Annotated in this window: 9 protein-coding genes; 4 read left to right on the top strand and 5 right to left on the bottom strand. The window is 38.6% G+C overall.

The genetic code is table 11. From position 1 onward, the window contains the following. The 5 genes from ACFSGI_RS16705 to ACFSGI_RS16685 all read right to left on the bottom strand — a co-directional run. Positions 1–367, bottom strand: a 367-nt coding sequence (locus tag ACFSGI_RS16705) for a hypothetical protein (RefSeq protein ID WP_379283706.1), incomplete at its 3' end; no start/stop codon positions are given. 131 nt (positions 368–498) lie between these two features. Next, a complete protein-coding gene (locus ACFSGI_RS16700) occupies positions 499–2,316 on the bottom strand; it encodes an ABC transporter ATP-binding protein (protein ID WP_204825326.1) in 1,818 nt (605 codons plus the stop codon). Then, positions 2,313–4,052, bottom strand: coding sequence for an ABC transporter ATP-binding protein (locus ACFSGI_RS16695; protein WP_204825325.1), 1,740 nt, complete (start codon positions 4,050–4,052; stop codon positions 2,313–2,315). The genes ACFSGI_RS16700 and ACFSGI_RS16695 overlap by 4 nt, the downstream gene beginning before the upstream one ends. A gap of 69 nt (positions 4,053–4,121) precedes the next feature. Then, positions 4,122–5,240: a GNAT family N-acetyltransferase gene (locus ACFSGI_RS16690; RefSeq protein WP_204825324.1), complete on the bottom strand. Its 1,119-nt coding sequence runs from the start codon at positions 5,238–5,240 to the stop codon at positions 4,122–4,124. A gap of 237 nt (positions 5,241–5,477) precedes the next feature. Next, entirely contained in the window at positions 5,478–7,088 is a 1,611-nt protein-coding gene (locus ACFSGI_RS16685) for a methyl-accepting chemotaxis protein (RefSeq protein ID WP_204825323.1), read from the bottom strand. Positions 7,089–7,400: 312 nt separating this feature from the next. Here ACFSGI_RS16685 and ACFSGI_RS16680 point away from each other — a divergent pair, with 312 nt between their 5' ends. The 4 genes from ACFSGI_RS16680 to ACFSGI_RS16665 all read left to right on the top strand — a co-directional run bounded on the left by ACFSGI_RS16680 (position 7,401) and on the right by ACFSGI_RS16665 (position 13,489). Continuing rightward, complete coding sequence (locus ACFSGI_RS16680; protein ID WP_204825700.1) at positions 7,401–8,615, top strand: aminopeptidase; 1,215 nt, start codon at positions 7,401–7,403, stop codon at positions 8,613–8,615. 192 nt (positions 8,616–8,807) lie between these two features. Continuing rightward, positions 8,808–9,890, top strand: a complete 1,083-nt coding sequence (locus tag ACFSGI_RS16675; RefSeq protein ID WP_204825322.1) for a response regulator — start codon at positions 8,808–8,810, stop codon at positions 9,888–9,890. Between the two features lie 2 nt (positions 9,891–9,892). Further along, positions 9,893–11,761 carry a cache domain-containing sensor histidine kinase gene (locus ACFSGI_RS16670; protein WP_204825321.1) on the top strand — a complete coding sequence of 623 codons (1,869 nt, stop codon included), beginning with the start codon at positions 9,893–9,895 and terminating at the stop codon, positions 11,759–11,761. A 213-nt stretch (positions 11,762–11,974) separates the two neighbouring features. After that, on the top strand, positions 11,975–13,489 hold the full coding sequence (locus ACFSGI_RS16665) for an ABC transporter substrate-binding protein (protein WP_204825320.1): 1,515 nt from the start codon (positions 11,975–11,977) through the stop codon (positions 13,487–13,489). The last annotated feature ends 502 nt before the right edge of the window (positions 13,490–13,991 follow it).

The following is a 13,991-nucleotide window of genomic DNA, read 5'->3' as shown; positions in this document are numbered from 1 at the left end:
CAGCACCGGAGCCAGTAGCAACAACGCCGACACCGACACCAGCGCCAACTAATACGCCAGCACCAACAACAAGTACAATCAATACACCGGTGAGCACGACAACAAATTCGACTACTAATAACACAACAACAAGTTCGACTTCTGTTAATATTCCAATCACTGTTCCTAATGTGGTTACAGTAAGCACATCGATTCCGGTATCATCAACTTCTACACCAACATCAACTACATCAGCACCTTTACTATCCGTAACAAGTCCGTTGCTAACGCCAAAATCTACATCAACTGTTGTTCCGACAACTACAACAGCAGCACCAGTTCCAACAACGACTTCAACTACAGCGCCTACAACAAGTACACCTACCAAAAATGTACTTGGACTTTTGAAGTAAGAGGTATTCTATGATAGAACGATGTAAAAATCCCTTTGTGGCATACTGGATCAGTCGCTATTGACTATTATCCTGTAGGAGTATGCCATAAAGGGATTTATTTGTTTTATGCTTCAATAACATCTTGATTCGATTGTCTAGCATGAAGATATAATTTGGCGTAAGTGCCATGATGAGCGAGTAACTGAGCATGAGTGCCTTGTTCAATAATTTCTCCATGTTCCATCACCAGAATACGATCTGCATGCATAATAGTAGAAAGACGATGAGCAATCACAATCGTTGTACGTCCTTCTGATACGGTATCAAGCGCTTGTTGTACCAGTTGTTCGGTATGCGAGTCTAGATTGGCTGTTGCTTCATCCAGAATCAATACTTTAGGACGGAACACAACAATACGGGCAAATGAAATCAATTGACGTTCACCAGCAGACAATCCGCTTCCTCGCTCCGATAGTCGTGTATCGTACTTTTGCGGTAAGCGTGTAATCATGTCATGAGCACCTACAAATCGGCAAGCTTCAATAACTTGCTCATCTGTAATCTCCGATTGGAACATGCGCACATTGTCGATAATCGAACCGGAAAATAAAAACGGTTCTTGCTGAATCAGTCCTACAATACGATGAAGTGTTTTTTGGGGCATCTGTCGCAGATCAATATCATCAATTGCAACAGAACCTTGACCGACATCATAGAAACGATTGAGTAGAGCGATCAATGTACTTTTGCCTGCTCCGGTTGTACCCACTACACCTATCATTTCACCAGGTTCAATATGCAGATCCAAATGCGGAATCACTGTCTGATCTGGGTTATAGCCAAATGAAATATGGTTAAAGTCTACTTTTCCTTTTACTTTGTCTAGATCAACGGTTACAGCTTGATCAGGTGTAGGATCTTGAATCTCTGGTTGAAGTTTGAGAATACGCCAGATTCGATCCATAGAAACAGTAGTAGATTGAAATGTATTCCATTGCATCGTAATCTGATTAATGGGTTGAAAGAATTGACGAATATAGCTGATAAAAGCATACAGTACACCTACTTCAATCTGTTTGTTAAATACAGCTACGCCTCCAAGCCAGACCATTAAGACCAGAGCAATATTACCCAAAATATCAAAAGTACGGTTGAAAAATACATTGGATTTCAATTGTTCTACATTGGCTTGCCAGTAATCAGCATTGTATTCATTGAAGCGCTTTTTCTGTTCTTTTTCTTGATGGAAAATCTGTATCAAGCCCATACCGGATAAATTCTCTGCTGTAAATCCGACTAACTTGGATAAGCGACTGCGTGTGTACTGATAGACCTGTCGCAATTTACCACGAAATAAAATCGCTAGTGTCGCAATCACCGGTAACGTAATCATCGAATACCAGGCAAGTGTCGTATCCAGACGGAACATAAAATAAATAATAAATACAAGCATCATACCATCACGAATTAGACTTAATAATACCTGTGTAAAAAATTGGCTGATCGTTTCAGTATCACTGGATACATTCGTTACCAACCCGCCACTGCTAGAGCGATCAAAAAAGCTCATCGGTAACTTGGTAATATGAGCGAAGAGGTCTTTACGAATACTGGCGACGATATGTTGACCGACGTATTGCAATAGATTGCTTTGTAGATAAGAGAACAGAAAACTGACTACAGCTAATCCCAGATAAATAGCCGCCATTCCTGTTAAAAAAGGCAATCCATTTTGTCCAGCAGCAATATGATCGTCAATCACAATTTTGACTAGATACGGTTGTAATAAGTCCGCCGCAATAGCAAGCATTGTTGCAAAGAAAATACCGACAAATGTCCAACGATGCGGACGAGCATAAGCTAAAATGGCACGCAAGGCTTCATATCGAATAGGCTTGCTGGTAGGCGTACTGGCTGTAGTATTTGATAATCGTTTGCTCATGCGCGCAACCCTTCTTCCTGTAATTGATACAAGGATGAATAGATGCCTTGTTGTTGCAACAATTGTTGATGGGTTCCACGTTCAACAATCGTACCTTCGTCCAGTACAATAATGAGGTCAGCATGTTTTACTGCACTGATCCGATGCGAAATAATCAAGTTGGTATAGTTATTCCGTTCTCGGATAAGATTATTCAGTATTCCTGTCTCGGTGACTGCATCGACAGCACTCATACTATCATCCAGAATCAAGATCGGCCCTTTTTTCACCAATCCGCGTGCAAGACTGGTACGCTGACGTTGTCCACCGGATAAGGTAATACCACGCTCACCTAATTTGGTATCAAATCCTTCTGGAAAATTGGAAATAGGATCATAGATCATCGCCTGACGTGCATGATCTTCTACTTTTTCAAGCGGTGTATTACGATCACTAAAAGCAATGTTGTCCCGAATCGTAGTGCTAAATAAAAATCCATCTTGAGGTACATAAGCAATACGTGATCGTAGACTTTGCAATGATATCTGGCGGATATCTGTACCGCCTAACCAGACTGTATTTGCAGGTGGGTCATATAGTCGTAGTAACAGCTTCACCAGTGTACTTTTGCCAGAACCTGTTTTGCCGACGATTCCTACTGTTTGCCCAGCTTGGATATGCAGATTAATATCAGATAGAGCATAACGATCACTGCCCGGATAAGCGAATGATAAATGTTTTATTTCCAGATCAGGTGTTGAAGCTAACGGTTGTGCATTAGGATGATCTTCAATGTCTGGCTTTTCAGCTAGTAAACGATTGACTCGATCCAGTGAAGCACCTGAACGTTGCATCATATTGATCACGTTACCAATTTGCTGAAGAGGGCCAGACATAATACGCAAGTACAACGTCAACGCGATAAAATTCCCAATCGTAATCGTACCTTGAATCGTTAAATATCCTCCATATAACAAAGAAATCACAAGCGATAATGCTCCTAGAAAAGGAACAGCCGCTTGAAATAGAGAGGACATGCGAACAAGATGTAACTGGTTATCACGAATATGATTGACCGTTGTTCCAAAGCGCTGACGTGCTGTAGGCTCGATCGCAAATGTTTTGGTCACTCGAATACCGCTTAATTGTTCTTCCGCCGATTCAGTCATCACTGCTAACGATTCCTGCACATTTTGCGAACGTTTGCGAATACGTGGGCCAAAATAAATGACTAGAAAAGGAATGCCTACCATCGGAATTACACTTACCAGTATCAGATACAGTGGAATATGACTGAGTAACATCATCACGATACAGGATAAAAATAGAAAAATAGCATTGGTGGTCATCGTTACACCATTCGAAATCGACTCACGTACAGAATTGACATCATTGGTCATCGAACTCAATAATTTACCGGTTCCTTGCTTGGAGAAGTAATATTCACTTAATGTGGAAAATTTGCTAAACAGACTTTGACGCATTTCAAATTCAAATTTGCGTCCTAATCGCATGACTGTGAATTGCCCTGCCCCGAAAAAGAGATTATACATAATCCCGATCACAGCCAGAATCAGACTATATTCAATAATCATTTGATATTGTATTCCACCATTCAGCAGAGCATCTGTAAATTGTCCCAGTACACGCGGAATCGCAGCTTGCCCGATATTAGACAGAATGATCAAACTGACAGCGAGTAAATAATATCGCCAATGCTTTTGGACATAATCAGTTAGAATACTCCGATCCTTCATATTTATATGTTCCTTCTTTCTTAAACGGTATATCTTTTTACAACCCTTGAATTCCGATTGTTAAACAGGTCAGATAAAATATAATCCATACATATAAGGTAAAGGAACAGTCGGGAAATCAAATTGAATAGCATGTGCAAGCGTAGCATCAGGATCGAATAATAGCGCATACAATTCTGAAGCATCTGCTATCGGATACGAACCAGATGGCGTATGCAGCACATAATCTTCTTCTAGTTGGAAACTTATATCATAAGAAGCGAGAAAAGCCTCTACACCTGTTTGTTGTAATAAAAGCTGATCGTCTATTACCAGTAAAGTACCGCCATTTTGTTCGATAGTGACAGGAAGTTCTTTTTCAAGAAGCGAATCAATGAGTGATTTATCTTGCCAGGGAACATGTACAGTAAGTGAAGAAAGCTCATAATGAGTCATAGCTTCTGCCCATAAATGCTGAACAACATCAGCATCACCGCCATATTCGATAATACTACCTATATGCTCAGCAGACGAATCTTCAGGATACGGAATAGAAAGGACGAGAAATCCTACCACTTGATGATCTGTATTCTCTGCTACTCGAATCTGTTGTTGCTGTTTGTTGATATTAGCCATCGGTTGAGAAGCAATAAATTGTTGTAGGTCTCCAAGTCCCCACTGAATATGAGCATATTGATTATGGATATGATTTGCGATAGCAAAAATATCTTGTGGCAATAGATCACGATAGGTGAAATGCGCCTTAGAATCGTCCAGTGTTGTCACCATATCAGAAGATAATGTAAACGTACTGACTTGTCCAAACGGTACACTTCCTGCGCGTGTATATAATGAACGATCTCCTGAAATAAATAACACCGAAGCTCCTGCTGAACGCGCATGTTGTCTACATAGTTCTAATAGCTGTCCTGCGAATCCTTGTCCGCGATAATCAGGATGTGTACATACCGCACCGATCGAATACGCTGATATAGTATGCGTACCGGATTGAACTTGTACCGGAACCATTCCCATAAAAGAAACCAGTATACCTTCCGGTGTAAAAGCACCATAGGAATGACTAATACCTGCTTGAAAAAGAGCAGGAAAAGAAGATTCCATATATCGATCTCCATCTGCGCAAAATACATCTTCTGCTAATAAAGCAGCTTGCTTCAGTTCATTGGTAAGCACACGTCTTATTTGCATATGTAGTCCTCCTATTGAGAATAATGAGATCAAAAGCACAATCATTGATAACCTATCTATCATCATTGAATAGTTCTAGCATACATTAGTTATACAGCAAATACGATGGTTCATAAGGGCAAGATTAGATGTACATATGCAAAAATCTCTAAACCTGAATGAATCAGATTTAGAGATTGGTGTAGTGTAGATAGCTAAAGTTTGGATATCAATGTAATGAAGTAAAAGAATGTGTTGTTAACTTACAGCAGGTACAGTACGGATCGAGGAAGAAAATAAATTTTGATCATAATCAGCAGATGGATGGGAAGCAGGCTCAAGATCATGAACCAAATGACCGAGTTTATCACTCATTTGATTGAGAAGATCAGCTTCTTCATTTACCAGACGTGTTTTTTCTAATTGTTGTTGAACAGTAAGATTGACGGTTTCATGGCTTTTCATCGAATCTTGAATAATATGAGTAACATAGCTCATCGATTGACTAATCTTTTCAGCAGAACCATTTAGAGATTGTGCTTGACTGGACATATGAGCTATTTGAAGACTGGTTTCTTCGGTTGCTGTCAAAATAACACCAAATGTTGAATGTGTCTGTGTAGCTGTTTTTAACGTGTCTTGCATTTTGGCGGCTCCACGTTCAGACGATTCAATCGCAGAAGCAGTCGATAAGCTAAATTGGGCAATAATACCCGAGATCATTTTAAGAGCAGAACTGGTCTCTAATGATAACTTTTTGACTTCTTGAGCGACAACAGCGAAGCTTTGTCCATGTTGTCCGGCACGAGCCGCTTCAATAGAAGCATTTAACGCTAACAAATTTGTCTGTTCCGCCAAGTTAGCAATGATATCGACAAAGCGAGCAATTTCATAAGATTGGTCAGACATAGCATGAATACCTGAAGCCATATCATCTACATCGATTTGTAAAGAGGACACTTGATCTGTAATCTGAGTTAGTGATTGTTGCCCTAATTGTGCTCGTTCAAGTGTAATAGTAGATGATTGATGTAATTGCTCAAGAGAAGCAGCTATTTGATAGATAGCATCAGCGACCTGTGTTAGCTGATGTTCACTTACCTGTTGGGAAGGCAATAATTCATCACTTGCTTGTGCACGTAATAGCTGAACAGCATCAGCAATATGTTCAGATAACGAAACTAACGATTGCGAATGAAGTCGTAACGATCCAGCAGATTGTTCCATATATTGCTCGGTATGCTGTAAATTGATTAACGATTGCTGGTTGCGGGCAGCCGCTTCATCATTTTGGGATTGTAACGCTTGGGTAGTATTCTTTTTGGCGACAATAATCAGGATCGCGGCACCACTTGTTAATAATAAAAAGACGGCATGAATCAGAAGTAACGAAAAGGAATACGCATGTTCACCACACAGTAGCTCAGGGAATAAAAAGAAACCTGCTAAATGATGAAAAGCAAAAATAGCCGTACTTAACAAAACCAAAGCGATAGAATCATAAAAAGCGACAAAAGCGACTACCATAAAAACAGAAAAGTGATATTCTACCAATCCATTACCAGCCGCAATTAGACCAATACTTCCTAAAGTAAGGATTAATGTATTAATAATAGGCAGATAAGTATGATCTGACCGACTACGGAAAAGAGAAGCTGACCATACTAACAAGATGAGTGGAACCGCTAACAAAATATAGCGAAAAATAGTGATATGTTCCATCGAAGATTGATTCATAGATGTATGATCCATACCTGCCATTGTAGCCACAGGGATAAGATGAGTGTATTGATGTAGAGCAAATACTATAAAAGATAACAGCACAGTGATAAGACATAACATATTCATAACTTTATTTTTCGCGTACATGTGTAGTGCTCCTCTAAATTCAGATAAGATGGGTAATCCAAAGATCAATTAGGTGAAAATAGTGTGGTTTGAGATCATAAAGGGTATAATAGATAGCGTTGATTCAAGATAGAAGGATTATGCTTGCTAAGTAGCTAAGTAATATATCGTCTATATCAACACATTTTGTAACATTCAAACATGAAGAATTAATTAAGATTTGATTATATTGAGCACAAAATAATTGCTTATATTAATTCTTGCATTACTTGTTCGTAACTTTATTCAAAATAGATCATATAAGGAGCGAAAAAATTGAGCGAATTCAAATTGATGTTAGAAAAATATGCAGAACTTGTGGTCAAAGTCGGTGTCAATATTCAGCCCGGTCAAGTGCTGATTGTACAAGCACCGCTAGAAACAGTAGATTTGACCCGTCTTATTGTAGGCAAAGCGTATGAAGCAGGAGCTAAATATGTACAGGTCGATTGGGATGATGAACAGATCACTCGTATTCGCTATGAAAAAGCAACCGATGATTCGTTTGGCTATTATCCACAATGGCATGCTGATATGTTAGAAAAATTCGCTGAAGAAGGCGGAGCGATTTTACATATTAAAGTGCCTGATCCTGAATTATTCAAAGGAATTGACTCGTGGAAAGTATCTACAGCCGTCAAAGCCGCAGCGATAGCTCGTGAAAATTATCAAGGGTATACTCGCAATAGCCGGATTAGCTGGTCATTAATCAAAGCGCCAACTCAAGCATGGGCGAATAAAGTATATGCTGATTTGCCAGAAGAAGAACGTGTACCTGCAATGTGGGAAGCGGTATTCCAGATGAATCGTGTAGGCTCAGATAATCCGGTAGCGGCTTGGAGAGAGCATATCGATCATTTGAAAAAAAGTCAGGATCTTCTGAATAACAAACGATACAAAAGTTTGCATTACCGCGCTCCAGGAACCGATCTACATGTCCAATTACCAGAAGGTCATCTATGGCGTGGTGGCGGTGGAGAAAATGAAAAAGGCGTGTACTTTGTAGCAAATATGCCTACAGAAGAAGTATATAGTATGCCTCATCGCACAGGCGTGAATGGAACAGTGAGAAGTACATTACCACTGAACTTGAACGGTCGTCTGGTGGAAGGGATTGAACTTACCTTTAAAGATGGCAAAGTTGTTGATTATCAAGCAACATCAGGACGCGAACATTTAACTTCGTTGTTGGAAACAGATGAAGGCGCTTCTTATTTAGGAGAGATTGCTCTCGTACCGTATGATTCACCTATTTCACATTTAAAACGTGTTTTTTATAATACCGGAATTGATGAAAATGCGTCTTGTCACTTTGCTCTTGGTAGTGCATATCCGACCAATATCGAAGGCGGCACTCAAATGACCAAAGAAGAATTACAAAGTAAAGGCGCAAATGTAAGCTTAACTCACGTAGACTTTATGGTTGGCTCAGATCAATTAGATATCGATGGAGAATTGGAAGATGGAACGATAGAACCTGTATTCCGTCAAGGAAATTGGGCTTTTTAAGCCCTTTTTTCTTTCTCTTTTTTTTAGAGTACCTATTTTTGGTAACGCTATCATTTTGAAAAGGTAATTATAATTATAAATTAAAGCAGAATAACATGTAAGAAGACTTGTCATGATGTGAAGAATAACGGTAAGATAAGCATAATAACTCACGACACAATTTCACAATTTTCGACAGAGGGTGGCTGGATCATGAAAGTATTACTTGTTGATGATGATGTCATAGTATCCCGCGGACTTCGCAATATTATCCCTTGGCAGGAATTAGGAGCAGAAGTGATTGGAGAAGCACGTAATGGCAAAGATGCGTTAGAAATTGCTCTACGTCTACATCCTGATCTAATCATTACAGATATCAAAATGCCTATTATGGATGGTCTGGAACTATGTTGTCGTATTCGTGAATTGATGACGGATACCGCAATCGTATTACTCAGTGCTCACGAAGAGTTCGATTATGCTCGTCAGGCGATGCAATACGGTGTAGATACATATATCGTGAAGCCGATGGCACGTAAAGAGATCAGTCAATTAACTACTTATATTCAAGAAATCTCCCGTCGCAAAAATGAAAAGCTTCATCATTATTCTTCGCTTTTTAACCGTCAGCTTGAAATCAATTGTTATGAAGCACTCAAAACAGGCAATACGCTTTTTTTCAAAGAGCTGTTTGAACAACAGTTAGCGCTATCTACAGCCCATCATAATGAGATCAAAGAATTATGTATGCGTCTGCTTACTATTTTGTTTGATTTTTATCAAGGTGTAGGCGGGGATCGAGCTTCTACATTGTTACAATCCAAGTCTGCTCGTCTTGACGATCTATACAATCTCAAAACCCGTCATGAAGCAATAGCATTTACGTATGATCTGTTCCGTCAAGTCAATGAACTGGCAACAGAGAAAAAGGAAGATCGGCAACATTCGTTAGTACAGTATGTGAAGCAATATGTACATGATAATATCTACAATGTAAATCTGTCTCTGGCTGATATTGCTTATCATATGGAGCGTTCACCTGCGTATCTTAGTGCAGTATTTAGTCAGAATACCGGTGTGAAATTAAATGTATATATTACACAGAAGCGTATCGACCAAGCAAGACAATTGTTACTTGATCCGTCATTACCGATCTATAGCATCTCAGAAAAATTAGGTTTTCAAGATCCTCATTACTTTGCACGTGTATTCAAAAAAGTAGAAAGTATTACACCTTCAGAATACCGTAATCTCTATCTGAACCATAGTGTACGTGCGGATGCTGAGGTGAAATAACATTGCTCAAAAACAAATCGATTTCGCTTATTCCCAAAGCCAGTATAAAAGTAAAAATTGCTGTGCTATTTATTGTGCTAATCACTTTATCGGCGCTGTTGTCTAATGGAATACTGTACTTTGTATTTATGAACATTATGCGAGAGCAATTGCTGGAAGATCAGCAGAATATTATGCTTCAAAGTCGTAGTAATGTACAAAATGTAGAGAATAGCATCGATCAGGCGACGTATTATTTTTCGACCGACAAAACAATAGCCGATATTTTGAACAAAACAACATTTGATGATATTGAAAGTTATCGTGATCTCAATACGATCAATCAGCAGTTTATTAAATATCTGGATGTACCATTAAGCAATGTAGTCAGTACGTATTCGGCTACCTTTTTTGTCAAAAATACATTTCCAGTAGCTACCGAATTACCTACCATTCAATTAGAGCAATTAAATAAATTGCCCGGTGGTACAGGCTCGAATCGCTTTTTTAATTCCAATGAAGCCGAAAATGAAGAATGGTTCAAGCGCACTGTCGAATTAAGCGGAACACTGAATATTTTTTATGCGGATCAAGATCATGATCGCGTCTATTTTGCCAAGCAAGTTCGCAATCCACTAATTCTGAATACGACCAATGAAATGGGTGTAATTGTCATTGCGATCGATACGGCTGAATTTGGAAAGCAAATAGAAGCTTCACGACTTACACAGGGCACGCAATTATTGTTAGCCGATCAGAATAATCAAGTGTTGTATAGTAATAATCCTGCACTCAAAGGAGTAGATATCAGTCACACCCCAGACTTGGCCCCTGTATTACAATATACCGATATTGGTGGAACCAGCGATCTGAAATACAATCAGACCCAGTATATTGCAGATACGTATCCTTTGAAATGGGGATGGAATCTTATAGCCCTTATTCCATACAGTGATATTACAGATCGCTTGTCGATTATTTTCGATATTATTGTAGGAATTACAGTTGCGGTAATTGTAGCAGGAATCAGCTTTACTTTATTATTATCCAACAGTATAGCCAAGCCGGTTATTACACTAGCCAATGTAATGAGAAATATAAAAGACGGCTCGACAATGGATGTATTTATAGAACCACCGGAGCAAGATGAAGTCGGCGTATTATATCGTCAGTTTAACAATCTAATGAAACGTATCAACGGATTAGTAGACGATGTAATCGAAAGTGGCGAACGAGAACGACAAGCGGAAATGAAAGCTTTACAAGCACAGATTAATCCTCATTTTATCTATAATACACTGGACTCGATCAACTGGATGGCACTCAGTAAAAATGAAGAAGATATTGTGACGATGGTATCATCACTGGCTCATATTTTGAGATACAGTATTAAGCAACCGAATGAACAAGTGCCTTTACGACAAGAGATTGAGCATGTACAGAATTACGTGAATATCCAATCGCTTCGTTATGGCGATAACTTTGAAGTCCGTTATGATATTGAACCTGAATTATATGATTATGTATTGCCCAAATTTATTATTCAGCCTTTGATTGAAAATGCGATTTTGCATGGAACTGAACAAATTACCGATCATGGCAAAATTGTATTGCGTGCTTATACCGACGGGATTGTAGTACAAATTAGTGTAGAAGACAATGGCCCAGGAGCAGATACCGAATTATTAAATGATTATTTAGATCGTGAGCAAGAAGTATTACACAGTTCGGATGGAATCGGAATTAGCAATATTCATCAGCGCATTAAGTTACATTACCCGGACAATATGTTTGGTTTACGCTTTTATTACACAGATAATGTAATGAAATCTATCATAACTATTCCGTATAAAGTAAGTAAGAAAACGCTTACCGAAAAAATATCCACCTAATCTAAAGAAAATACGGTACACCTTTCTGACAGCCTGACGGATAATAAGGATACAAAGTCTAAGCCATTCCTAAAGATACCATCTACGGAGTGGCTAAAGAATAATCTCTGTACACTATCATTAGAAAATAGTACATATTATTCTTTAAACAACGTGTTCACAATACTATTTTAGCAGTAAAAATGAATGATGAACGAAAAAGGGGATGGGTCTATGTTACGCACACCGAAAGCATGGTCTTTAAGTTTAGCTGTAATTATGATGTTGTCTATCGTTTTGTCTGCATGTGGCGGTTCCAAAGAAAGTAACGGAACAACAGCAGATGGTCAGCTAGCTCCAGTCGAATTGATCTTTTATAACTATGCAACACCGATGAAAGGTCAAGATCGAGTAATGGAGAAAGTAAACGAATACTTAAAGAAAAAAATCAATGCTACGATCAAAGTAGTCACGATGGAAGGCAGCGACTTTGAAACCAAAGTACCTGTAATGTTGGCTTCAGGTCAGCCGATGGATATCGTGTTTACCAGTTCATGGACAAATAACTACTTATCTAACGTTTCCAAGCAAGCTTTTACACCGTTAACTCCGCTATTGGATCAATACGGACAAGACTTGAAAAAGACAGTGCCTGATACCCTTTGGAAAGGGATGACAGTCAACAAAGAATTGTACGCTGTACCGATCTACAAAGAAATTGGTCACCAGGTAGGCGTATTGTTTCGTAAAGATCTGGTGGATAAATACAAATTAAATGTAGCAGGTATTCAATCGTGGAAAGATATGGAGCCTATTTTAAAAACATTACATGAAAAAGATCCAAGTATTCTAGCCTTAGATGGAACAGAAGGTATGTATCGTTCATTCCCTGTACAGCATATGTCAGGTGACTGGAACTTACCGGGGATTATCAATGTAGGCGACAAACCATATTATGCCCGTTCTGATGATAAAATTTTTAACCAATATGATACGCCTGAATTTAAAGAGTTCGTAGAAACAGCATACAAATGGAATCAAGCAGGTTACACGCCTAAAGATGTCGATTACCAGAGCGAAAATGATTGGAAAGCAGGCAAAGTGTTTGCCGGTTCTCTACTATATGCACCGAACTATGTATACAAACGTAGCGCTCAATTAGGTTATGAACTGGATTATCAAAATCTAGGCAAAGGCGTTGTAGAAACAAGTGATGTACAAGGTGGAGCTTATGCAATCCCGCGTTCATCCAAAAATCCTGAACGTGCGATGATGTTCTTGAACTTGTTATACACTGACCCAACATTAGCGAACTTATTTGTGCATGGAATTGAAGGACAAGATTACACCAAAGTCGATGATCAATTTATTAAGCCTGCTGAAGGTGTAGATGCTGCTAATCCTGATTATGATTACGGTTATGGTTGGATGTGGGGAAATGTGAATATATTCTACTATGATCAATCGTATCCTAAAGATACATTAGAACAATTCAAAAAATTCGAAGATAACAATACACCTGCACCTGCATTAGGATTTAACTTTGATACCACACCGGTACAGACCGAGATTGCTGCAATTAACAATGTGATTAGCGAATACTACAAACCACTGGTCACCGGAACCGTCAATCCAGATGAATATCTACCTAAATTTATTCAGAAATTAAAAGACGCTGGTGTAGATAACATGCTCGCTGAAATGCAAACTCAATACGACACATGGAAATCCCAACAAACCGGTTCCTAATTTCCAACAGCACCACAAGCAATTCCATACCAACACCAAAAGGACGGAACCTCTATTCCGTCCTTTTCTTTTTAAACAAAAGCAAAATATACGATCTGTCACAAGAACAAAACACACCCATTTTTTCAAAACAAATCAAACAATAAATAAAATTGTAAAGGTATCCCACTTCAAGAACAGAAGTAGTTACTAGACACTTTTTTAAAAGAACCACAAAATCACTACATTCTTATATATCCTTAACACAATCTTATTCATAATCTCAAACAATCTATCTCCAACTCACGACACCAAATCATATACAAATAAATAAAAGGAATTACAACAAAAATAACTAAAACAAAAATACCAAAGCACAACCATCAACACACTAAAAACCCAAAAATAATAACTTCTCACCCAAACCAAACCTAAAAAAATATAAAACTAAAAAATATAACGTTAATTCTAAATCACTCTACTAAAATCAAGCACCCAATATTCCAATATCTAAATCACTACT

Origin of the sequence: Paenibacillus nicotianae, assembly GCF_042681745.1 — a bacterium.
GTDB lineage: Bacteria > Bacillota > Bacilli > Paenibacillales > Paenibacillaceae > Saccharibacillus > Saccharibacillus nicotianae.
This window is presented reverse-complemented; position numbering and strand designations above follow the sequence as displayed.